Here is a 23,304-nt window from a genome sequence, read left to right on the forward strand (position 1 = left end):
TTAGTGCCTTGAACCAAGATAAAGGTATCTACTTAGCCGTCATCTCGGTCAGAATCCACTGGACAACTGAATTATGTTGCGGTTTCCATCCTAACTCCTGATGGGCGCGAACTGATCTAACCCTACTATTGGAGCCTAATGAGTAGCGAGCCCGCATTCTACCCCAAATCTTTTCAGCATCTTCAATAGGGCAACTTTGAGGTCCTTCAATTTCAAAACGTTTTGCGATGGCTGCCCCGAGTTCTGCTAAGGATGACTCTCCATTTTCTACAAAATAGAATGCTCCTGATGGCGCATTTTCCAGTGCTAGTTGGTAAAGTTTGCATAGGTCATCTATATGTACGTTGGACCAGATGTTCAAACCTTTTCCAATGATGCGTACTACTCCGCTGTCTAATGCCTGATTAATGAGCAGTGGAATCTGTACGCTGTGTGTGTCTGGCAGTTTCCCTTCTCCGTAGACTAGGCTGTTACACAAAACAATGCCTCGTATTCCTTTCGTCCTTAGGATTTTCTCGTCAATCGCTCTTCGTGCTTGTTTTTCAGGAGGGATATACAGTGTACTATTTTCATCGAAGATGACATTGTTGGATTTATTACCATCGCTCATATCAGCAATGACACTTGTTCCACTGGTATGCAGGAGCGGTTTGTTTGTCCCGCGAATAGCTGTCAACAGAGTTTCTACTGTATTTAAGTCATCGCTATTAGCGGCATTGATGACGGCATCTGCCCGTTGGGCTTCGTAAGTAAGTAACTCGCTGTTGTTGAGTTCACCGATAACGGGTTCGATACCTCGGGCTGTAAGTTGTACTGCCTTATCTGGATTACGAGCGAGTCCACGGATGTGGTGCCCAGCGTTACGTAAATAGACTGATAGAGAACCACCGATGTATCCTGTTGATCCAGTTATAAAGATATTCATCACCGACTCCTTTTTTAGAAACCCATAAAACTACTGAGTTTACCTCTACACAATTGATTTTATATTTCGGTGGATTTTCCCGCATGTAGTGAAAATATCATTCACTTTTTCAATGACAGCTTCGCACTCAGGCAATATGTCTCGACAAAACGCCGTCACAATGATACTTCGTGTATTGCGATAGAAGAGGATTTCTCCTAATACACTTTCAAGCTCCTTGTTAGACCGGGAGACTTCTCTGCGGAGTTGTCCCCATTTTTCTGCCGTTTCTTTAAATGAGTTTGAGCGAGCTGTTGTGATAAAAAAAGCAATAAATCCACTTTTGATAACATAACATCCCCCTGCAACTCGCCTAAAATTGAGAATAAAGCAACCTCTCGCCTTTCAGGCGAAGCAGCTGGAAATGGCTTTGAATCCGGGGAGCGTTAGCGAGTAAAACCGGCAAACGTTTTCATGTAAACAGCGCCAAAGGCATCCAGTCTTTTTCTGATATGTTCGTCGGTTTCACCATATACAGTCAGGCCGGTTACATCAACATGTGAAATAAAGCGTTCAGCAAACGGAGCAAAGGTCACATCAACATGAGATACCAGTGCATCCGCCTTATAACCTTCAATGATATGTGCTGTTTTTTGATCATCACTGACGCTGTACATATAGGTCAGTGTTCCCGGTTCTTTTTCAGTCTCTTTTACAATTTCAGACGCCAGATTACGAAAATTAGCAAACTGTCCTTCTTTTACAGAAAGAGTGAATACACAAATAATTTCATTCTTCATTACATCATCCTGCATAATGGATAGTAAAGAAATAACATCTCATTTCAATTTTGCTGATTACATCCCGACATTAATCAACATAAATAATCCGGTTGACCTCTTTCGATAATCATCATGTCGATTGGAAATATAAGCAACGAATGTAAATATTGCGTGTTCAGTACCGTGATATCAAGTCAGGCACGGTACTGGACGTCCGGCAATTTTAAAAATGTTCTTTAACCTGACTTTTTCATCGTTTCCGCAAAAATTTCGCCAGAAATAGCCCAGTTTTCAGTTTTCACATCATTGAAAATGACATAAACATATTGTGGGTCGACACTGGCGTGTGTGGCAATCGCTTCTGTTACCGCACGTGCAATAGCAGGTTTAGCCTCATCGCGGCCATCAAACATCTGAATATTTACTACAGGCATGGTATGTCCCCTCATTGTGAATAGTTAACAGATAGTGTGTTGCAGAATCTGTTAACTATCGTCGTACAGAGTGAACAATTGATAAACCCATATGTGGGGGACGCAGTGGGGAATTTTTTTCCCTAATCAGGCAAATCTATCGATATCGGCCAGCCGGATCAGTTCATCAATAATGAACCTGACCCCGGGCATGAGTGCCCTGGCACGAGGCCAGATTACGCTCAGTTCTGTCGGCGACGGTGTCAGTTCCGGTAGAACGGGAATAAGTCTCGCATCAGCAAAATAGGGGCGCAGTAGCGATTCAGGGAACTGTATAATGCCTGCTCCGGCAATCCCCGCTGCTATCATGGCATCACCGTCACTTATCTGATGAAATGGAACAGGATTGAAACGTATATCCTGTCCTTGCGGATCGCGAACTAGCCAGTTGAGTGGCGAGCCTCCCCGCCAGGCCATAACACATCGATGTTTATGCAAATCTTCCAGGGTAAGAGGTGTTCCATAACGGGACAGATACTCTGGTGACGCACACAGGAGTAAATGTTGTGCATTCAGGGAGCGGGCAACTAAATCAGTCGTGTCTTTCAGAGGACCAAAGCGAATAGCAAGGTCAAACCCCATATCCAGTGGATCGATAATACGGTCATTGAATGTCAGCACCAGTCGGAGCTCAGGATACTGCGCGGCGATTTGCAACAGTACCGGCATCATAACGGTTTTACCAAATGCAGCAGGCATATCAATTCTGACCACACCTGATGGTTCTGTCTGTCTGGCGAGCAGTGATGACTCTGCGGCCTGCATTGTTTCCAGTGCGCTTCTGCAACTGGCAAGATAAGCCTCACCTTCGGTGGTCAATGTCATTTTTCGTGTTGTACGGTGAAAAAGCTTCGTGCCTAGTCGTTCTTCCAGCCGGACAATGCTCTTACCGATTGCTGAGCGGGTCATTCCCAGTTGCTCGGCTGCTTCTGTAAAACTGTGTGCATCCGCCACGGCAACAAAATGGACAATGGCCCGGAGAGAATCAGTGGTGAAAGGTGCTGGCATACAGGAATTCCACTACAACACACGACGGGTAGCCGGGAGCGATTTCCCCTGGCCAGTGCCGAAGTGACGGGTCGAAAAATCAAGAAAGCTGCGAAGCTTTGGTGTCAGCCTTCTGTCCGGGGCATACATTACATGCAAAGGTCTTGAGGGTACGCTGTACTCGGGTAATACATGTACGAGTCTGCCTGCCACAATGTGCGGCCACACCAGTTCTGTTGGTTGCATTGCAATACCAAAACCAGACAAGGCTGCGCTGATCAGCGCCTCGCCACTGTCCAGAAGCAGACGCCCGGAAACGGGCAGTGAAACATGGCCTTCCGGACCATCAAATTCCCACTGTGTTCTGAGGGTGGTATGAGTGAAGATCAAACATTCATGCTGCAATAAGTCTTCTGGTTTTTTCAGTAACAGTGCTTTTTTCAGATAATCAGGTGCTGCGCAAAGAAGCAACTGGTAAGGGGCAAGGGATTTTGCCATCAAAGCACTGTCCGCCAGCGCGCCGACACGGAAAACAGCATCGTATCCTTCGTCAATCAGGTCCACTTTACGGTTAGTTAGCGTCATTTCGACCGATATTTCAGGATGTTCTTTAAGAAATAGCGGCAGAAGAGGGGCAAGCGCATTGATGCCGAATGTCACAGGGGCATTGATTTTAAGTCTGCCACGCGGAACAACCCTCACTTCCTCGGCAAACGATTCGGCAATTTCTACCTCCGCAAGAATAATTTTTGCACGCTCATAAAAATGATGGCCCGCCTCAGTCAGGCTATGTTGCCGGGTTGTTCTACTTATTAATCGTACACCAAGATGGTGCTCAAGTGCTGCGACATGCTTACCCACAAGTTGTGCGGACAGATTCATTGCATCCGCTGCGGCTGAAAAGGAACCCAGCTCCACAGCTTTGACATAGATAGCCATGCTGGTCAATCGATCCATTGAAAACAATCCAGTTATAATGTCCAAACATTAAAGCAATTTATCATGCTATGACGCAATAATAGACTGGTTTCGTTAATCATCAAGAGGAACGAAACATGAAAATTGGCGTAATTGGTACAGGCAATATGGGGGCAGGACTTGCTGCTCTTTTTTCTGGTAAGCATGACGTGTTTATCGGGCATCGGGACCCGGCTAAAGCCGCTGAATTGGCTCACAAAATAGGTGATTCAGTTCAGGGGGGAGGGATTGCCGCTGCTATCTCCGTTGCAGACATTATTATTCTTGCCACCCCTTACCTTGCAGCAACAGACGTATTTTCAGCCGCTGGTGATCTGGAAGGCAAAGTGCTGGTCGATATTTCTAATCCGGTCAGTGCTGATTTCAGTGAACTGGTTATTGGTCATGAGACCTCAGCGGCAGAAGAAATTCAGAAACTGGTTCCGAAGGCTAACGTTGTAAAAGCGTTCAATACGCTTTTTGCTCAACTGCTCCCGGAAGAATCACGTCAGAGCAACAAATTACAGGTATTTATTGCCGGGAATAATGACCAGGCTCGTGAGCAGGTAGCTGAACTGGCCACATCTGTGAATCTGGAGCCGGTAAATGCGGGCCTTCTCAAGAACAGCCGTTACCTTGAGCCTCTTGGCGCTATGAATATCCAGTTTGGCTATTTCCTGGGTCAGGGGCCGGTAGTCGCTCCTGCCTGGGTGAAAGCCTGAATATTCTGAACAATTATCCGGCTCCCCCTCTGTCGGATAATTTTATTGGAGCCTGTTCGATTACTAAACCGTTTCAGACGGGTTCATCTGCACATACAATTTATCCGGACATTGTCGTGAAAAATTTTAAAAAGTATGTTGTTAAATGGGTTTTCACTCTTCTTATGACCATTTCAACTCATGCCGTATTTGCCGCTTCTGCCGTTGATGTTATTGGTCGGGATTTTGTTTTTTCTGCTCCGCCTGAGGGGATGCCATCCAGGCTGTCCGATTTTAAGGGCTTAAAGTTAAATACCTTTACCACAAGTGATGGGGTCAAACTTCGGTACTGGGAAGCAGGGAAAGGGAAGCCTCTGGTGTTTGTTCCTGGTTGGGCAGCTAACGGGGCAGAGTATATCTATGTGATGTACCTTTTAAGCCAGGACTTTCATGTTTATGTACTGGATCCCAGAAATCAGGGGCTATCTGAATCCGCATCCTACGGAAGTCGTATATCTCGTTTTGCCATGGATCTCCGGGAAATGACGCAGCATGCAGGTATTACTAAAGCCAGTTTTAGTGGATGGTCCATGGGGGCATCTGTTCTGTGGAGTTATATCGATTTATTTGGGACTTCTGACATAGAACGAATTGCATTTGTGGATGAGCCCCCCTCTATCTACAGCCATCAAAACTGGACAGAGCAGGAACGCCTGCAAGCTGGCGGAAGTGTGACTTCACCCGAAGCAATGATCGAAGCATTCCGTGGTATGAAAACACCGAATAAGCTTGTTTCCGACCTGAATGCATTCGAACGGGTTCAGTTAATGGACTCTCCATGGTTTGCGAGTTCTGAGAATTTTTCCCGTCAAGTAACTCGTAACAAACCGCAGGATCTCGAACGGGTACTCTTTGATCATCTGACCAATGACTGGCGGGATGTTATTGAACACAAAATAGATATTCCAACGGCAATCTTCACCGGTGAATACAGTCCATATATTGAAAGCCAGCGCTGGATGCAGTCGGTTATTCCAGACTCCAGATTATTTATTTTTACCCGAGCAGAACAAGGTGATCACTTTTTGATGTTCAAAAACCCGCTCAAATTTACGTCTGAACTTAAATCGTTTCTGAACGAGAAAGTGAATGGAAATTTCAACACAACTGAGAGTGATAATAAACTCAATAAATAAAGGGAAATATAATTTTTTTCAACTACCCATTAGGAATTGGATTAGTGGGAGTGCCCCCTATTAAGTTGTCAGGCATGTTTATGGCGCAGTAGGGGGATAAAAGAACCACCACTCATCATAGCCAATTGCTGCTTAAGGCGTGCGATTTCGGTTGCCTGCTGCTCACGCTCAGAGGTGGAGCCCTGCTGACGTTGTTAACTGCACCAGGCGTAGAGTTTATAATCGTGCAGGCTGAGCTCCCTGGCGGCTTTGGCCACGCCGATACGCTCAGCCTGCGCCTGCTGGTGAAACTCCGGGGTATATCGATTACGGGATGTCTTCTTCATAGATTTTGCTTGCATCATGGTTCATCTTGTTAACGATTTACTCGCTTAACAGCGTGTCCGCTATGTCGTGGGTAGGATCATGCCTCCGCCGAACCGCACCGTCTCATAAGCCCGGACGTCTGCAACGAGCAGACTCATTACCAAATACTCAGCCTTACTTACTCATCAGTATCTGTTCTTTTGGTATCCACTACTACCAATTCAACATCGTTCTCTTCGATCAGCTTGAGGATGTTTTTTGGTGGTGTTTTATCCGTGATGATATGATCGATATCCGACCAGCTGCAGGATTGATACATCAGTTGTAGATTAAATTTGGCGAAGGTTGCAATACAAATCACTTTTTTTGACTGTTTAGCCATGGCGACTTTTTGCAGTGCATCAAGTTCTGTATCTGTGGTGATGCCACTTTCCGATAATGCACTGACGCCAATAAATGCTTTATCCGCATAATAACGCTTAATTTGCTCCAAGACGGTATTACCTAATATTGCGTGAGAATAGTCATCAAAATTACCGCCCAATACTGAAATACTAATCCCTTTATTTCCAATGATCTCGCCTAACACTTCAATGGAGTTGGTAATGACACTAACCGGTGACGGAAGCTGGCGGGCGAGGGCGGCAGATGTCGTACCGGCATCAATAAACAGGATCTCTTTTTCATTAATGGTTTTAGCCGCCCAGGCAGAAAGTAATGTTTTTTCAGCACTGTATTGTGCACGCTGAACATAAGGCAATTCGACACGCTTTTCTGCCAGAATAGCTCCACCGCGAATACGCAATATATGCGGAAGTTGTGTCAGTTTGACTAAATCCCGACGTGCAGAATCTGATGAAATATTATATTGCTGACAGATGTAATCGAGAGTCACTTTACCCTGATTTTTTATTAATTCCTCTAACTCGATCAAGCGTTCTTCTTGCGTCATTACGTATTCCAATCTTCTGAGTAAGGATAACCAGGCCATGTTAGCTGAAAACGTGGCTTGCGTACACGGCTTCATGACCGACCGGGTACGTCCTCATGGAAGGAGAACTTACTTCTTATTGTTAACACTAAATCACTTAAAAACACTTACTGATATGTCTGTTTAAATGCATTAACATTCATTTTGTGTATAAAAAGCAATCTATATACTTAAAATTAAGTGATGCACATCACATAAATATAATGATTTGTAAGTGATTTGGTTCTTTTTGAGATTCGGGTCACGGAATCCTGTGACCAGTACTGAGAGCATGCACCCGTCAAATGAAAAGAACGCTTTCTGGCAGATTTCATTCCCAATACGAAATGACCAGGCGAACGATAGCCACCAGTCCATGGTACGTGACCGAATGAAATGCCGGGCCAGAGTTACACACTATTTTTATAAAGAGGGCTGGATATGAAAAAAATTTTTCTCTGCTGCGCTGCCGGTATGTCAACCAGCATTGTGGTGAATAAAATGAAGCAGGCTGCCAGTGCCAAAGGTATCGAGGCTGAAATTATTGCTGTGGCGATGGAAGAGTTTGAATCGACCATCTCGCATTTTGATTGCTGTCTGATGGGGCCGCAAATCAAATATAAATTCGAAGAGTTTAAGGCGATTGCTCAACGTGAAGGAAAGCCGATAGCCATCATCAGCAATATGGATTACGGCATGCTCAAAGGTGAGAAAATCCTTAATGATGCTCTGAAGATGATTCAGGATTCTCAAACTAACCCAGTGCAATAATTTTACAGGGTAATATCATGTCGAACGCATTTTTTAATTTTATCGAAAATAAAATTACGCCCGTTGCCGCCGTTGCCGGAACCCAGCGTCATATTATGGCGGTTCGCGACGGTTTTATTGGCGCGATGCCTTTTATGATCGTGGGCTCTTTTTTACTTATTTTTGCGTTTCCGCCTTTTGCACCGGATACCACCTTCTTTATTGGCAAACTTTGGTTATCCGTTTCCCAGCAGTATTTCAACGAAATCATGACCCCCTTTCATATGACGATGGGGATTATGGCTTGCTATATCAGTGCAGGGATAGCTTACAACCTGGCACAAACGTACAAGCTGGATGCGTTCTCTTGCGCCATGCTGTCGCTGATGACCTTCCTCCTGATCACTTCTCCCTACAAAGAGGGTTCGCTGCCGGCGGCCTTCCTCGGCGGATCGGGGATTTTTACCGCGATTCTGGTGGGGATTTTCTGTGTTGAGTTGGTCCGGATTCTGAAGCTATACAACATTGGTATCAAGCTGCCAGAACAAGTGCCGGATAAAATTCGCCATTCATTCAACCTTTTGATCCCGGCGATTGTCATTATCTGCACCATCTACCCGTTGAACGTGGTGTTACAACACCAGTTCGGCATGCTGTTACCTGAAATAATCATGACCGCCTTTACCCCGCTGATTTCTGCGGCGGACTCTCTGCCAGCGGTGCTGATTGCTGTCTTACTCTGCCAGGTTTTGTGGTTCTCTGGCATCAACGGCGGGGCGATTGTCGGCGGCATCCTGCAACCATTCTACTTGATTAATCTTGGACTTAACCAGACGGCGCTGGCCAACGGTTTGCCCATCCCACATATCTTCGCGGAGGCGTTTTGGGCCTTCTTTATCAACCTCGGTGGTTCGGGTGCCACGCTGGCGCTGGTTATCCTCTACATGCGCAGTAAAGCGGGACACCTCCGAGCCATCGGCAAGCTGTCGGTGGTACCGGTCTGCTTCAACATCAACGAACCGGTCATCTTTGGTAGCCCGGTGGTGATGAATCCGGTGCTATTTATTCCTTTCATCGTCGCCCCGGTGGTGAACGCAATCATTGCCTGGTTTGCCACCACCAGTGGTCTGATTGCCAAAGTCATCTCTCTGGTTCCCTGGACCACGCCCGCACCGGTTGGCGCTGCGTGGGGTGCAGGCTGGGTCATGAACAATACGTTGCTGGTTATCACGCTGATTGTTATCGACATCTTCATCTACCTGCCTTTCTTCAAAATTTATGAAAAGCAGCTTCTTGAGCAAGAACGTGAGCAGGAAATGGCCACGGCATAAGCCGTCCATTCCGCCTTCTTTTATTGAGTGGAGACAAAACATGGATATGGAATCAACGGTCATGGAGTTGATTATAAACGCCGGGGAATCGCGCAGCTATGCGATGGAAGCCCTGCGTGCCGCCAAACGCGGTGAGTGGGAGCTGGTTGATGCAAAACTTGCTGCTTCGGCGGAAGCCTCGAAACGCGCTCACGATGTTCAGACCATGCTGATTGGCCTGGACGAAGGCTGCGGCAAAGTGCAGGTCAATCTGGTGCTGGTCCACGCGCAGGATCACATCATGACCTCAATGCTGGCCCGTGAACTGATTGCAGAAATCATCGACGTACAGCGCCAGCTACAGCGCTAACCTTCTTATTCAGGAGTAAAAAATGACATTTCCACGTGATTTTTTGTGGGGCGGCGCGGTTGCGGCTAACCAGTGTGAAGGGGCCTGGAATATTGATGGCAAAGGCCCGAGTATTCAGGATGTCACTCCGCAAGGGGTAATGGGGCCGATGACGGAGCATCCGACGGACAATAATCTGAAGCTTGCAGGGATCGATTTTTATCATCGTTATAAAGAGGACATTAAACTCTTTGCGGAAATGGGTTTTAAGGTTTTTCGCACCTCGATTGCTTGGTCACGGATCTTTCCCTACGGCGATGAACAAACGCCAAATGAAGCGGGCCTCGCTTTTTATGATGCGCTTTTCGATGAGTGCCATAAATACGGCATTGAGCCGTTAGTCACTCTTTCGCATTACGAAACACCACTGCATCTGACCAAAGAATATAACGGATGGGCAAACCGGGCGATGATCGGTTTTTATACCCGCTACGTCACCACGGTATTTACACGTTATCAGCACAAGGTGAAATACTGGCTGACCTTCAATGAAATTAACTCCGTGCTGCATCATCCCCTGATGAGCGGCGGCATTTTCACGCCTAAGGATGAACTGAGCCAACAGGATCTCTATCAGGCAGTGCACCACGAATTGGTAGCTAGCGCACTGGCTACGAAGATTGGCCGGAAAATCATGCCGCAGGCGAAATTTGGCTGCATGGTATTAAGCCTGCCCATTTACCCGCTGACGCCAAACCCGGATGACATCATCGCCTGCATGCATGCCGATCACCGGAATGATTTCTTTGCGGATGTGCACGTTCGCGGAAATTACCCTGGTTATATGCAGCGTTATTTCCGCGAGCAAAACATTGATCTGCAGATGGAAGAAGAGGATGTGCAGATCCTGACGCATACCGTCGATTTCCTCTCATTCAGTTATTACTTCAGTACCTGCGAAACTGTGCAAACTAACGTGGATGGAGCTACCGGAAATTTGATGGGTGGGGTGAAAAATCCGCATTTAGCCGCCAGTGAGTGGGGCTGGCAAATTGACCCACAAGGGTTGCGCTACATCTTAAACAAATACTATGACCGCTATCAACTCCCACTGTTTATTGTGGAGAACGGTCTGGGCGCGAAAGATGTATTAATTACCGAGGGCGTGGGCGAACCCACGGTCAATGACGATTACCGCATCCAGTATTTGCGTGAACATCTGGAACAGGTGCATGAAGCCATTAAGGACGGTGTGCCGGTAATGGGATATACCACCTGGGGTTGTATCGATCTGGTCAGCGCGTCCACCGCACAACTTTCTAAACGCTACGGGTTTATTTACGTCGATCGCAATGACGATGGTAAAGGTTCACTGGCTCGCTACAAGAAAAAATCGTTTTACTGGTATCAGAACGTTATCCATTCCAACGGCGCAGAGCTGTAAGTATTCAGGTGTGATTTAAAACAATGCCACCTGCATTGCGGCGGGTGACACGACGAGGTGGAACATGAAATTAGGCATTCTTGGCACCGGCATGATCGTTAAAGATTTGCTTTCGACGGTTCATAAACTGCCTTTTAGTGGTCTGGCGATTCTAGGCACGCCACAAACGGAAGAGGAAACGCGCGAGCTGGCAGCCCGTTACCACATTGATGATATTTATTTTGATTATCAGGCCATGCTGGACAGCGACGTCGACACAATTTACGTGGCATTACCAAACCATTTGCATTTCCCGTTTGCCAGCCAGGCGCTGCAAAAAGGTAAGCACGTTATTATTGAAAAGCCGATTACCACCAGCGTGGAAGAACTGAACACGCTGAAGAAGCTGGCAACAGGACAAAACGTTATCATGCTGGAAGCGATGAATATTCATTACCTTCCGGCCTATTTATCGCTTCAGTCGCAGCTGTCCCGTATTGGAAAAATCAAGCTGGTGACTCTGAACTACAGCCAATACTCATCGCGTTATGATGACTTTATGGCGGGCATTGTGCACCCAGCTTTTGATGTCAAAAAAGGCGGTGGGGCGCTGATGGACATTAATGTCTACAACCTCCATTTTGTCGCCGGATTGTTTGGTGAGCCGCAAGCGGTTAATTACTTCGCCAATATGCATAACAATATTGATACCAGCGGGATGATGGTACTCGATTATGGTGATTTCAAATGCGTCTGTATTGGCGCTAAAGATTGTAAAGCGCCGACCACCTCGTTGATTCAGGGAGATAAGGGGAATATGCAAATCACCCTGCCGGTCAACCAGATGACAGGTTTCGAGATGGCACTGAATAACGGTGACAGCGCGCAATTTGCGTTTGACCGTCGTGAGCATCGCTTGCTTTATGAATTCCTCGCGTTTATTCGCATTATCGACACCCTGGATTATCAGACTGCTGCACACCTGCTTGACGTAAGCACCCTGGCGGCTCAGATGATTGAAATGGGTAAAAAACAGCTGATTGTGGAGTGAAACAGTGACAACGAAATTAATTCTTGGTTTTATCGGCAATGGCAAAAGTGCTAATCGCTATCACTTGCCGTTTATTCTGTCTCGCGCAGATAAAATAACCACCAAAACCATTTATTCCGCCACGGCAAATCGTGATGGTTGGGATAAATTACCTAACATCACCTATACCAATAATCTGGATGTGCTATTGGGTGACCCGGAAATACAGGTGGTGGTGGTTAGCACCCCGGCCGCCTTGCATTATGAGTTTGCGCTGAAGGTTTTACAGGCCGGAAAACACTGCGTGGTAGAAAAACCCTTTACCCATACACGTGAAGAGGCCGAAACCTTATATAACCTGGCTAAAGAAAAAGGATTAATGGTGCAGTGTTATCAGAATCGCCGTTTCGACAGCGATTTTTTGACCACCCAGAAGGTGATTGAATCGGGCAAGCTCGGTGATTTACTCGAAGTGGAGATGCACTATGACTATTACCGCCCTTACATCCCGGAGTCGGTCAACGAATTCAGTGCCATTAACTCCTACCTGTATGGCCACGGTTGCCACACCCTCGACCAGGTGATTTCATACTTTGGTGCGCCGGACCATGTTAATTACGACGTGCGCCAGCTGTTAGGTGAAGGGCGTATGAACGATTACTTCGATGTGGATATGTTCTACGGTGCATTAAAAGTCTCGGTAAAATCGAGCTATTTCCGCATCAAAGAGCGTCCGAGTTTTGTGGCTTACGGCAAGAAAGGGATGTTTATCAAACACAGTAAGGATAAGCAGGAACATCACCTCAAGCTCTTTTATATGCCTGATAACGCCGATTTTGGTCAGGACACTCCGGAAGATTACGGTGTGCTGACCTGGATGGATGACGCAGGTATATATCACGAAGAAAAAGTTGTCACTGAACAAGGTGATTATGCCCGCTATTATGATGCCCTCTATGAGACAATTATTAACGGCAAAGAAAAACTGGTGAAAGATGATGAAACCCTGCTGCAAATTAATTTACTGCAAGCGGGCATCACTGGCCTGAAGTAAAACACATCGTACCATAGGGTTGTATTGTTAATATAAAACAATGCAACCCTGTTTTTATAATAAGACCGACCGTCATGGGTGATGTCACCTGTGCACCTCATTACGCCTGTTGTTAAAGAATAACTAAATAAAATTTAATTATAGGATTGATATGAATATTAATATACCCGTACTCTGCTCCGTTACATTAAGTGCCTGTTCTTTATTGGTGGCGAATGCGCTGTATGCAGCGCCGCTAACCCTGGAAGAGCGTGTGGCACTTCTCGAGAATAAGCTCTCCTCCAATATGAAGGAATTAGATGCCACCAAAGCGCAGCTTAAAAAATATGAATCGGTAATACCACCGTTGGAAGTTATTTCTGCCAATGTGGCGGCGCCAGAAAAAGTCGCTCCTGCTTCGTCGATGACTCTGGCAGATATCAGTAAATATGTGAAAGAAGATATCGGCTTTAATTATTCCGGCTATTTCCGCTCGGGATATGCGGTGGGAAACCGGGGCTCGGCAAAATCCTACGCCATTGGTTCCTTGGGGCGTTTTGGTCAGGAAAACAGCTCCTGGTACGATCTTGAATTTTCGCAGCGGGTTTACCGCGATGGCAATAAAACGGCCAAAGCGGTTGTGATGCTCGACGGCAACGTCGGCGGACAATACAGCGCTGGCTGGTTTGACAGCACTTCTGACAACCTGCTGCAATTTTCCGATATCTATCTGACCACGAAGGGTTTTTTGCCTTTTTCTCCGGAGGCTGATTTCTGGGTGGGCAAACATACGTTGCCGAAGTTTGAAATCCAGATGCTCGACTTCAAATACCACAAATCGGACTCCGCCGCCGGGATTGGGCTGGAAAACTGGCAACTGGGGCCAGGCAAGGTCAACGTAGCGCTGGTACGTGAAGACCTTGATGCCCACGCGGTCGACAGCAGCGTCAGCCAGACTCAACAGATCAACACCAACACGATTGATGCCCGCTACACCGCAATGCCCCTATGGGATAGAGCCACGTTGGATCTGTTTGGTCGCTACTCTGCTGCTAACAAAACCGACCTGAATAAGCACGATGAAAACAACGGCACGTATTACAGTGTGAAAGATGCTTGGCATGCCGGGGCGCGGTTGACGCAAAACTGGCAGAACGGCGGGTTTACCTATGTGACTGCCCAGATGGCAAACAACTCGATCGCCAGTGGCATGGCTCTGGTGACCGACTCCAGTGCGCTGTATGGCTATAACGGGCAGTATTACGGTGAACACACTAACGGCACGGCCTGGCGCGTACTCTCCGAAGGGGAAAACTACTTGTTGCCAAACGTGATCATGGCTCATGCCCTGGTGTATGCCGCTGGCAATGATATCTATGACTACTACACCGGTGGCCACACCGACTTCAACTCCACCCGTGCGGTGGTGCGTCCGGCGTATATCTGGGACACCTTTAACCAGACGGGAGTTGAACTGGGCTGGTTCGATCAGCGCAATAAAGCGGGCGGCGAGACGTACCATGAGTCGGGCCTGAAAACGACGTTGTTCCACACCTTCAAAGTGGGCACCAGCATGCTGACCTCGCGTCCGGAGATCCGTTTCTTCGCCACTTATCTGAAAACATTCGATAACGAGATAACTCAGTTCACCTTTAACGACAATAAGAAAGATCAGTTTACCGTCGGGGCACAGGCAGAAGTGTGGTGGTAAATCGCAATTGGCAGCACACTATCTACTATTCTTGATCTTAAATTACGGATTGGTTATCAGACTACCCATGCAGGAATCCTGTCTCATTCTGAACCTGGATTCCTGCATGCCAATATATGTAGATTAAAAAATTATGGCCCGCCGATAAATAAGGGCAGTTTGGGATTGCACGTTATCAAGACTGGGTGGTCGGGTGCGATGGAGCAGCAGGCGATTACATAGGATTTTTCACATCGCTTTGGAGAACTGGCATTATCCTACACACCAGCGCTCACTTGCTCGGCGGTATGAGCCATGTCACCAGGATTGGGCAAGTATTAGGTGCGGTGCTCGAGTCCGGCACATAGAAACAGTTCGAACTCGGTGAACCAGGCTATCTTCAGACCCAACGGATGTCAGGCGAGGCTGGCGCTTAAATGCCACTTCAAACAACGCCCGGGGTGTCGTGGGGTGAGGGTTCATGGTGTAACTCCTGTTCGGTGACCCTGGCCGTTGGGCTGCTCGGGTGTTTCGGGTACAAAAGAAAGGGAAGTCAGTTCGCCGGATTTTGGTCTGGTCTGCCGTTTTGCGGCGGTGCTGGATGTGCCGGAAGCGTATTTTTATGCTGTCGATGAAGATCACGCAACGCTAATCTTGCAGTATCATTGTTATAAGAAAAGTAACCCTAATACAACGTTATTGATTATGCCGCAATAGACCTTCCTTTATGTATCAAGTCTGAGTAATTCTCTGACATTACTCGATTTTTTGTGAAATGCTGAGGGGGGGAATTCCTCGCAGTCTGAAAAGCAGATCCTTTATCAGAATCTGCTCTTAAGAGCGTTATCGATCAGGCTGCTCCTGACGCCTAATGTTGTTGAGCATAAATATATGGCGCAACATATCCTTCCCGATTGGTATCCAGATAATCAGCCCACCACTGCATCATTGCCTTACGAGCATCGAGATATTCTGCTTTATGGATGTAAGCTGCTCGAACGCTGTTGCGTTCCTGATGGCTCATTTGACGTTCAACCGCATCCTGTGACCATAGCCCAGACTCCATCAGAGCACTACAGGCCATTGCCCGGAATCCGTGGCCGCAGATTTCATCTTTCGTGTCATAACCCATCAAGCGCAGCGCTTTGTTGACCGTGTTTTCGCACATTGGTTTGTACGGATTATGGTCACCGGGAAATATCAGTTCCTGATGCCCGGAGATTTCCCGTATCTGTTTCAGAATAGCGATGGACTGACGGGATAGGGGAACGATATGCGGCGTGCGCATTTTCGCACCACGCCCGGAATAACGCACACCGGGGATGGTTTCACGGGTAGCCGGAATGGTCCAGATTTTGTTTCTAAAATCGATCTCAGACCAACGGGCAAAGCGCAACTCGCTGGAACGGATGAACAGGTGCAGAGTAAGTGATACTGCCAAACGTGTTAATTCTCGCCCTTGCTTGTAGTCCTCAATGTGAGTCAACAGTTCCGGTAGTTTCTCCAGCAGAAGGGCAGGGTAGTGGCGTTTAACGGGCGGGGCGATTATACCGTTCAGATTAGCCGCCGGATTATGCTCTATCAACTCCTGATGCACGGCATGACGCATGATGTTGCACATATGCTGTCGGGTTCGTGCCGCCACTTCCAGCAGACCTTTTTTCTCAATCCCTTTCAGCAGGTCGATGAAATGGCGGGTTTTTAGTTCTGTGACTGGCAGGTGTCCAATTATCGGGAAGATATGATTGTTCATGCTGGCAAGCAGACGGGCGGCATGGTTCTCTGACCAGGCTCTGTTGTTTTTATGCCAGCTTAGTGCCACTGATTTGAAGGTTTCCTCTGGCGAGGCAGTGACTCTTTCAGCAGAACGTTGTTGTGCTGGATTGATATTCTGCGCCAGTAATTTACGAATACCGTCACGTTGTTGACGAGCATCGGCCAAAGATACACCGGGATAGGCACCTAAGCCGAGGCGTGATTCTTTTCTATTGATGCGATATTTGAGATACCAGAGACGTGATCCGCCTGGATTAACTAAAAGGTACAAACCATGAGAATCAGAAACTTTGAAGGGTTTTTCGGATGCTTTTAAGTTGCGGATTTTTGAGTCGTTAAGAGACATTTGGGGGTCACTCCGTCATCGAACCAACTTGACCCCAAATCTGACCACCAAATTCTCCCGATGCGGAGGGTAAACTGAAAATGCATCGGGAAGACTTTTCACGCTAACTTATTGAATCTGAATCACATAGGGATTCGCAAAGCGGCATGAAAACAAGAATTTGGCTCCTCTGACTGGACTCGAACCAGTGACATACGGATTAACAGTCCGCCGTTCTACCGACTGAACTACAGAGGAATCGTGTGAACGAGGCGCATATTAATGATCGCGACCGGGTGTGTCAACGTGGAAAATCAATAAAATCAGCTAACTGCTGATGTTTGCAGCAAAATGCTAATTTCGTCGGCATTTATCTCAGCATCCTCCTCATTTTTACGCCATTTGCGCCATCCCAGCGGGCTGCGGCTTACGCTTTCCCCAGCGCTCTTGTATTATCATCCTTCGGGCTGCGCTGAATCGATCCATCCTGAGGCGGAGCCGCAAAATTTGCGAATGTTGAAAGGATTACGGCAATGAAAGAAAGATTTCCGCAGGGCTTTATGTGGGGTGGCGCAACCGCTGCCAATCAGGTGGAAGGCGCATACGATAAGGACGGTAAAGGTCTGTCGATTGTTGATGCTATCCCCGGCGGCAAGGCGCGTCTGAGCATCGTTTCCTCGCCGGAATTTGAATTCTCGCTGGATACCGAGCGCTATACCTACCCGAACCATAAAGGCATCGATCACTATCACCGCTTCCGTGAGGATATCGCGCTGTTCGCGGAGATGGGCTTCAAATGCTATCGCTTCTCCATCGCCTGGACGCGCATCTACCCGAACGGGGTAGAGCTGCAGCCGAACGAAGCGGGCCTCAACCACTATCAGCAGGTCATCGACACCTGTATTGCCCACGGCATCGAGCCGGTGATCACCATTTCCCACTATGAAATGCCGCTGCACCTGGCGAAAACCTTCGGCGGCTGGCAGGGGCGCGAGGTGATCGGCCACTTCGAGCGCTTTGCTCGCACGGTGCTGGAACGCTTTGGCCAGCAGGTGAAGTACTGGATGACCTTTAACGAGATCAACAGCGCTTTCCACTTCCCAATCATGAGCCAGGGCCTGACGGTGAAAACCGGCGCGCTGGAGCCGCAGGCAAAATTCCAGGCGCTGCATAATCAGTTCGTTGCCAGCAGCCTGGCGGTGAAAATCGCCCATGAAACCAACCCGGACATCAAGATTGGCTGCATGATCCTCTATGCCACCAGCTACGGCTTCGACTGCAACCCGGTTAACCAGCTGGCGGCGCTGAAAGAGCGTCAGTCTTCCGACTTCTACTGTGCCGACGTGCAGGTGGGCGGCAAATATCCGTACTACGCGAAAAGCCTGTGGCAGTCGCTGGGCGTGAAGCTGGATATCCAGCCGGGCGATCTGGACCTGCTGAAAGCGCACACCGTCGACTACATCGGCTTCAGCTACTACATGTCCCGCACCATTTACGCCACTAATCCGGAAGCGGCGGCGGCGCACGGCAACCTGCTCGGTGGGGCGCGCAACCCGTTCCTTGAAGCCAGCGACTGGGGCTGGGAGATCGACCCAACCGGCCTGCGCATCGCGCTGAACGAGTTGTACGACCGCTACGAGAAGCCGCTGTTTATCGTTGAAAACGGCCTGGGCGCAATCGATAAGCCGGATGAAAATCACTACGTCGCCGATGACTACCGCATAAATTATCTGCGCCAGCACATCAGCGCAATGGCGGAAGCGGTGGAAGACGGGGTGGATCTGATGGGCTACACGCCGTGGGGCTGCATCGATCTGGTGAGTATGTCCACCGGGGAGATGAGCAAGCGCTACGGCATGATCTACGTCGATCTGGATGACAACATCAACGGCACCGGCGACCGCTACCGTAAAAAATCCTTCCACTGGTATAAGCAGGTGATTGCCACCAACGGTCAGGATCTCGGCTAAAGACGACGGCTGCCCCGCAGGGGGCAGCCTGTCTGAACGTTCAACACCGAGCTACCCGGCGCGGGCTGAATCAGAAAGAAGCGAAAAGTCTGGACCTGAGCGCCGCTGCACGGGCTCGGCTGCCTCAGAAAGCGACGGCCTAGGCCATCACCGCGCGGGCGCGCAGGCTGGACCAGATAAACGCCACGATAAAGATCAGGCTGAACAGTACCACGATCGTCGGTGCGGGCGCGCTGTCGAGGAAAAACGACAGCCAGGTGCCGAGGAAGCAGACCGCCATCGACAGCAGCACGGCGAAAATCAGCACTGACGAGAAGCGGCGCATCAGCAGCAGGGCAATCGCCCCCGGCGCAATCAGCAGCGCAATCGACAGAATAATCCCCACCGCCGACAGCGTAGCCACAATAGTCATGGCGATCATGCACAGCAGGCCGTAGTGCAGCAGCGAGGTGTTAATCCCGCAGGCCTTTGCCTGATGCGGATCGAAAGCGTGCAGCAGTAAATCCTTCCACTTCACCAGCACAATCAGCGCAATCAGCGCGGCAATCCCGCCGGTCTGCAGCATATCCGACAGCCCAATCCCCAGCATATCGCCGAACAGAATATGGTCGAGATGCACGTCCGACTCGATGGACAGATAAAGGATCAGCCCGAGGGCAAACATCCCGGAGAAGATTATCCCCATCACCGTATCGCGCTTGATGCGGCTGTTCTCCGCCACGAAGCCGGTGGCCAGCGCGCAGAACAGCCCGGCGACGAACGCACCGATCGCCACCGGAATACCGATGATGTAGGCTAGCACCACGCCGGGAAACACCGCGTGGCTCATCGCATCACCCATCAGCGACCAGCCTTTCAGCACCATAAAGCAGGAGAGCAGGGCACATGGGATCGCCACCAGCAGCGAGATCGCCAGCGCGTTCTGCATAAAATCAAACTCAAACGGGCTGAGCAGCAGTTCGGTCAGGTTCATGGCTGTGCCTCCTGCGTTTGTCGGGCCAGTCGACGGCGCGCCAGCATCCCGTGTTTAGGGGCCCAGATAAACGCCAGCAGGAAGATAACCGTCTGCGCCACCACGATAATGCCGCCGGTTGCGCCGTCCAGATAGTAGCTAAGCCAGGCACCGAAAAAGCTGGTGATGCTGCCAATCGCCACCGCAATCATCAGCAGCCTTGGAAAGCGGTCGGTCAGCAGATAGGCGGTCGCCCCCGGCGTTACCACCAGGCAGATCACCAGAAACGCGCCGACGGTCTGCAGGGCGGCCACGGTCGAGGCGGAAAGCAGGGTGAAGAACAGCAGCTTCAGCCGGGCAGGATTCAGGCCGATCGAGCGGGCGTGGTTCTCATCGAAAAAGGTCACCATCAGGTCTTTCCACTTAATCAGCAGGATCGCCAGCGAGGTGAGGCCGATAATCGCCAGCTGCAGGATATCGCCGGGCGCAATCGCCAGGATATTGCCCATCACGATGGTCTGAATATTCACCGAGGTGGGATTCAGCGACACCATAAACAGCCCAAGGCCGAAGAAGGAGGAGAAGATCAGGCCGATGATCGCGTCCTCCTTCAGCCGGGTGCGCTGGTTAAGAAACAGCATACCGGCCGCGGCCAGTCCGCCGGAAAAGAACGCGCCAAGGGCAAACGGCAGGCCGAGCATATAGGCACCCGCCACGCCGGGGACGATGGAGTGGGACAGCGCATCGCCAATCAGCGACCAGCCTTTCAGCATCAAATAACAGGAGAGAAACGCACACACGCCGCCGACCAGCGCGGAGACCCACATCGCGTTGAGCATATACTCATAGTGGAACGGTTCCGCCAGCCAGCCCATTACGGATTCTCCCAGACGATATCGCGCAGCGCGCCGCTGAAGGCATTTTCCAGATTCTCGCGGGTGAAGGTGGTGGCGGTGGTACCGCAGGCCAGCACCGTGCCCTTAATAATCACCGTGTGATCGCAGTACTCGCTGACCGACGCCAGATTGTGCGTTGACACCAGCAGGGTGCGTCCCTCATCGCGCAGCTCGTGCAGCAGGCTGATAATCTGCCGCTCGGTATTCACATCCACCCCGGTAAACGGCTCATCCAGCAGGATCACCCGGCCGCGTTGGGCGATGGCGCGGGCCAGGAACACGCGCTTCTTCTGGCCGCCGGAAAGCTCACCGATCTGCCGGTGGCGATAGTTGGACATCCCCACCCGCGCCAGCGCGTCGGCGACGATATCGCGATCCTGCTGGCGGGCGATGCGCAGCATGCCCATATGGCCGTAGCGCCCCATCATCACCACATCTTCCACCAGCACCGGAAACGACCAGTCCACGTCTTCCGCCTGCGGCACGTAGGAAACCAGGTTCTGCTTCAGCGCCTGGCTGCCGGGGCGGCCAAGCAGGGTGATGCTGCCGGAAGAGAGCGGCACAAACCCCATGATTGCCTTAAACAGCGTCGACTTGCCGGAGCCGTTAATCCCCACCAGCGCGGCGATGCTGGCGGTGGGAATATCAAGCGTGGTGTTGCGCAGCGCGGTGTGGCCGTTGCGGTAGGTCACGGTGACATCGCTCACGTGAATGCCGCCGGGCTGCTGAAGGGCACTAAGTTTCATTTTGCTAACCCCTGCTGGATACCGCTTACGATGGTCTCGCTGGTCACCCGCAGTAAATCCAGATAGGTCGGCACCGGGCCGTCCTGCTGGCTGAGTGAATCCACGTAGAGCACGCCGCCGTAGTGGCTGCCGGTTTCACGCGCAACCTGGCGCGCGGCCTTGTCGGAAATGGTGCTTTCACTGAATACCGCCGGGATTTGATGCTGCTTCACGGCGTCAATCACCCGGCGCACCTGCTGCGGCGTACCCTGCTGATCGGCGTTGATCGGCCACAGATACAGTTCTTTCAGGCCATAATCGCGGGTCAGATAGGAGAAGGCACCTTCGCTGCTCACCAGCCAGCGCTTGTCTTCCGGGATCTGCGCCAGCGCCTGCTGCGCCGGGGCAACGGTGGCGCTGATTTGCTGTTTATAGCGCTCGGCGTTGCGCTGGTAGGTGGCGGCATTGGCCGGATCGTATTTCACCAGCGCATCGCGAATATTATCGACGTAGATCAGCGCGTTTTTCGCCGACATCCACGCGTGCGGGTTCGGTTTACCGCTGTAAGGCCCTTCACTGATGCCCATCGGCTCCACGCCGTCGGACACCACCACTTCCGGCACCCCTTTCAGATGGCGATAGAAGCGGCTGAACCAGCGTTCCAGATTCAGGCCGTTGGCGAGGATCAGCTGTGCCCCCTGTGCGCGTTTGATGTCGCCGGGCGTGGGTTGATACTCATGGATCTCCGCGCCGGGCTTGGTGATCGAGGCCACCTCGGCAGCGTCTCCCGCCACGTTCTGTGCCATATCGGCAATCACCGTAAAGGTGGTGATCACGCGGAATTTTTCTGCCGCAGAGGCGGGCGTTAACGGCAGCGCCGCCAGCAGGGCAACGCAGCACAATCCTTTAAACCAGTTCAGACGAGGCATCAATGTTCTCCTGTAAGAAAGTTACGCAGGGCAATTAGCTGATGCTATGAGTTATAGCACAGGCTATAAATTTTTGAGAACAGAATTTACGCACAAATACATAAAATTAATAATGATAATTATTTTCATTTTTTCGAGCGGAATCTGACGGACCAGGCCATCCGAACTCGGATGGTTAGCCGTGGATCGTCGTGCCAGACGCCGGGTGACTACCTCTTGACGGGGACGGTGGTCGGCATCAATCCGCCGGGCCTTTAGATTCTTTTTGTGTCAATTACACCTTTCATTTTCCTATTTGCAACAATCATTTAACTTGATTTTGTAGGGTTATTGGCTATAAGATGCATTTCAAATGCAACTTATCTTTCGCATGATAACGATTCACAGACCTCACCTGCACTGAGCAACCTCATCAGGTTAACGACAAGGAAATTTGCTATGAGCCAGACTCTTAAATCCGAACAGCTGCTGTCCGCCCTCGATAAAGTGATGGTGATCTCCACCACCGATCTGCAGGGCACCATCACCTACGTTAACGATCTGTTTTGCCAGTTGACCGGCTACAGCCGTGAAGAACTGCTGGGCCAGCCTCATAGCATCGTGCGTCATCCGTCGGTACCCAAAGCGACCTACAAAGATATGTGGGACACCATCAAAGCGGGCAATATCTGGACCGGCATTATCCCGAACGTCGGCAAAGGCGGCGGCCTGTATGTGGTCGATACCACCGTGCAGCCGCTGTACGACGAGCAGGGCGCTATCACTTCTTACATCAGCATCCGTCGGGTGATTAACGACCTGATGACCGATTTTGAAGCGGTGGAGTTCTCTAAAGAACAGTTCGACGAATTCTACGATAACTAAGACATC

The 23,304-nt window shown here is 49.9% G+C and carries 23 protein-coding genes, 1 tRNA gene and 2 pseudogenes; 12 read left to right on the plus strand and 14 right to left on the minus strand.

What is annotated here, in order from left to right; genetic code table 11:
- Nucleotides 1–28: 28 nt before the first annotated feature.
- From EC836_RS11215 to EC836_RS11240, 6 genes are all read right to left on the minus strand, one after another.
- A complete protein-coding gene (locus EC836_RS11215; RefSeq protein ID WP_123333014.1) occupies nucleotides 29–925 on the minus strand; it encodes an NAD-dependent epimerase/dehydratase family protein in 897 nt (298 codons plus the stop codon).
- A gap of 45 nt (nucleotides 926–970) precedes the next feature.
- Nucleotides 971–1,291 carry a LysR family transcriptional regulator gene (locus tag EC836_RS25125; protein ID WP_123333015.1) on the minus strand — a complete coding sequence of 107 codons (321 nt, stop codon included), beginning with the start codon at nucleotides 1,289–1,291 and terminating at the stop codon, nucleotides 971–973.
- Between the two features lie 59 nt (nucleotides 1,292–1,350).
- Nucleotides 1,351–1,704 (minus strand): putative quinol monooxygenase, encoded by a 354-nt coding sequence (locus EC836_RS11225; RefSeq protein ID WP_123333017.1) that lies wholly within the window; start codon nucleotides 1,702–1,704, stop codon nucleotides 1,351–1,353.
- Nucleotides 1,705–1,922: 218 nt separating this feature from the next.
- The gene (locus EC836_RS11230; protein WP_039359963.1) at nucleotides 1,923–2,120 is read right to left on the minus strand and encodes a 4-oxalocrotonate tautomerase family protein; all 198 of its coding nucleotides are present in this window, start codon (nucleotides 2,118–2,120) and stop codon (nucleotides 1,923–1,925) included.
- Between the two features lie 126 nt (nucleotides 2,121–2,246).
- Nucleotides 2,247–3,167, minus strand: coding sequence for a LysR family transcriptional regulator (locus EC836_RS11235; protein WP_039493218.1), 921 nt, complete (start codon nucleotides 3,165–3,167; stop codon nucleotides 2,247–2,249).
- A gap of 12 nt (nucleotides 3,168–3,179) precedes the next feature.
- The gene (locus tag EC836_RS11240; protein ID WP_039493219.1) at nucleotides 3,180–4,103 is read right to left on the minus strand and encodes a LysR family transcriptional regulator; all 924 of its coding nucleotides are present in this window, start codon (nucleotides 4,101–4,103) and stop codon (nucleotides 3,180–3,182) included.
- Nucleotides 4,104–4,201: 98 nt separating this feature from the next.
- On the opposite strand from EC836_RS11240, the gene EC836_RS11245 reads away from it, so the two are divergent.
- Both EC836_RS11245 and EC836_RS11250 read left to right on the plus strand, forming a co-directional pair.
- Nucleotides 4,202–4,825, plus strand: coding sequence for an NADPH-dependent F420 reductase (locus EC836_RS11245; protein ID WP_072440259.1), 624 nt, complete (start codon nucleotides 4,202–4,204; stop codon nucleotides 4,823–4,825).
- Between the two features lie 116 nt (nucleotides 4,826–4,941).
- A complete protein-coding gene (locus EC836_RS11250) occupies nucleotides 4,942–6,000 on the plus strand; it encodes an alpha/beta fold hydrolase (RefSeq protein ID WP_199735118.1) in 1,059 nt (352 codons plus the stop codon).
- A gap of 119 nt (nucleotides 6,001–6,119) precedes the next feature.
- Here EC836_RS11250 and EC836_RS24960 read toward each other — a convergent pair.
- Both EC836_RS24960 and EC836_RS11255 read right to left on the minus strand, forming a co-directional pair.
- A pseudogene (locus EC836_RS24960) lies at nucleotides 6,120–6,344 on the minus strand (transposase); the annotation flags it as partial.
- Between the two features lie 140 nt (nucleotides 6,345–6,484).
- Nucleotides 6,485–7,258: a DeoR/GlpR family DNA-binding transcription regulator gene (locus EC836_RS11255; protein ID WP_039493222.1), complete on the minus strand. Its 774-nt coding sequence runs from the start codon at nucleotides 7,256–7,258 to the stop codon at nucleotides 6,485–6,487.
- Between the two features lie 459 nt (nucleotides 7,259–7,717).
- On the opposite strand from EC836_RS11255, the gene EC836_RS11260 reads away from it, so the two are divergent.
- From EC836_RS11260 to EC836_RS24965, 8 genes and pseudogenes are all read left to right on the plus strand, one after another.
- On the plus strand, nucleotides 7,718–8,047 hold the full coding sequence (locus tag EC836_RS11260) for a PTS sugar transporter subunit IIB (RefSeq protein WP_123333019.1): 330 nt from the start codon (nucleotides 7,718–7,720) through the stop codon (nucleotides 8,045–8,047).
- Between the two features lie 17 nt (nucleotides 8,048–8,064).
- Entirely contained in the window at nucleotides 8,065–9,357 is a 1,293-nt protein-coding gene (locus EC836_RS11265) for a PTS sugar transporter subunit IIC (protein ID WP_123333021.1), read from the plus strand.
- 40 nt (nucleotides 9,358–9,397) lie between these two features.
- Nucleotides 9,398–9,706, plus strand: a complete 309-nt coding sequence (locus tag EC836_RS11270; RefSeq protein ID WP_123333023.1) for a PTS lactose/cellobiose transporter subunit IIA — start codon at nucleotides 9,398–9,400, stop codon at nucleotides 9,704–9,706.
- A 22-nt stretch (nucleotides 9,707–9,728) separates the two neighbouring features.
- Complete coding sequence (locus tag EC836_RS11275; RefSeq protein ID WP_123333025.1) at nucleotides 9,729–11,129, plus strand: glycoside hydrolase family 1 protein; 1,401 nt, start codon at nucleotides 9,729–9,731, stop codon at nucleotides 11,127–11,129.
- A 64-nt stretch (nucleotides 11,130–11,193) separates the two neighbouring features.
- On the plus strand, nucleotides 11,194–12,159 hold the full coding sequence (locus tag EC836_RS11280; RefSeq protein WP_039493233.1) for a Gfo/Idh/MocA family protein: 966 nt from the start codon (nucleotides 11,194–11,196) through the stop codon (nucleotides 12,157–12,159).
- 4 nt (nucleotides 12,160–12,163) lie between these two features.
- Nucleotides 12,164–13,192 (plus strand): Gfo/Idh/MocA family oxidoreductase, encoded by a 1,029-nt coding sequence (locus EC836_RS11285; protein WP_039493235.1) that lies wholly within the window; start codon nucleotides 12,164–12,166, stop codon nucleotides 13,190–13,192.
- A gap of 151 nt (nucleotides 13,193–13,343) precedes the next feature.
- A complete protein-coding gene (locus EC836_RS11290) occupies nucleotides 13,344–14,882 on the plus strand; it encodes a carbohydrate porin (protein WP_123333027.1) in 1,539 nt (512 codons plus the stop codon).
- 522 nt (nucleotides 14,883–15,404) lie between these two features.
- Nucleotides 15,405–15,578, plus strand: a pseudogene (locus EC836_RS24965) (XRE family transcriptional regulator); the annotation flags it as partial.
- Nucleotides 15,579–15,729: 151 nt separating this feature from the next.
- Here EC836_RS24965 and EC836_RS11300 read toward each other — a convergent pair.
- Together EC836_RS11300 and EC836_RS11305 are read right to left on the minus strand one after the other, a co-directional pair.
- Nucleotides 15,730–16,983, minus strand: a complete 1,254-nt coding sequence (locus tag EC836_RS11300; protein ID WP_123333029.1) for an integrase arm-type DNA-binding domain-containing protein — start codon at nucleotides 16,981–16,983, stop codon at nucleotides 15,730–15,732.
- Between the two features lie 161 nt (nucleotides 16,984–17,144).
- Nucleotides 17,145–17,220: transfer RNA gene (locus EC836_RS11305), tRNA-Asn, on the minus strand.
- 275 nt (nucleotides 17,221–17,495) lie between these two features.
- Between EC836_RS11305 and EC836_RS11310 the strand changes: the two genes are divergently transcribed.
- Nucleotides 17,496–18,932 carry a glycoside hydrolase family 1 protein gene (locus tag EC836_RS11310; RefSeq protein WP_123333031.1) on the plus strand — a complete coding sequence of 479 codons (1,437 nt, stop codon included), beginning with the start codon at nucleotides 17,496–17,498 and terminating at the stop codon, nucleotides 18,930–18,932.
- Between the two features lie 139 nt (nucleotides 18,933–19,071).
- Here EC836_RS11310 and EC836_RS11315 read toward each other — a convergent pair whose 3' ends face one another.
- From EC836_RS11315 to EC836_RS11330, 4 genes are read right to left on the minus strand one after another with little or no spacing between them, the layout of a single operon-like run.
- A complete protein-coding gene (locus EC836_RS11315; RefSeq protein ID WP_123333034.1) occupies nucleotides 19,072–19,905 on the minus strand; it encodes a metal ABC transporter permease in 834 nt (277 codons plus the stop codon).
- Nucleotides 19,902–20,759 (minus strand): iron/manganese ABC transporter permease subunit SitC, encoded by an 858-nt coding sequence (gene sitC, locus EC836_RS11320; RefSeq protein ID WP_123333036.1) that lies wholly within the window; start codon nucleotides 20,757–20,759, stop codon nucleotides 19,902–19,904. Before sitC ends, EC836_RS11315 begins: the two co-directional genes overlap by 4 nt.
- Nucleotides 20,759–21,526, minus strand: a complete 768-nt coding sequence (locus EC836_RS11325) for a manganese/iron ABC transporter ATP-binding protein (protein WP_123333038.1) — start codon at nucleotides 21,524–21,526, stop codon at nucleotides 20,759–20,761. Before EC836_RS11325 ends, sitC begins: the two co-directional genes overlap by 1 nt.
- Nucleotides 21,523–22,434 (minus strand): metal ABC transporter substrate-binding protein, encoded by a 912-nt coding sequence (locus tag EC836_RS11330; protein WP_123333040.1) that lies wholly within the window; start codon nucleotides 22,432–22,434, stop codon nucleotides 21,523–21,525. The genes EC836_RS11325 and EC836_RS11330 overlap by 4 nt, the downstream gene beginning before the upstream one ends.
- A gap of 438 nt (nucleotides 22,435–22,872) precedes the next feature.
- Here EC836_RS11330 and EC836_RS11335 point away from each other — a divergent pair, with 438 nt between their 5' ends.
- On the plus strand, nucleotides 22,873–23,298 hold the full coding sequence (locus EC836_RS11335; protein ID WP_123333042.1) for a PAS domain S-box protein: 426 nt from the start codon (nucleotides 22,873–22,875) through the stop codon (nucleotides 23,296–23,298).
- The last annotated feature ends 6 nt before the right edge of the window (nucleotides 23,299–23,304 follow it).

The sequence above is a fragment of the Erwinia sp. JUb26 genome (assembly GCF_003751505.1).
Classification (GTDB): Bacteria; Pseudomonadota; Gammaproteobacteria; order Enterobacterales; family Enterobacteriaceae; genus Erwinia.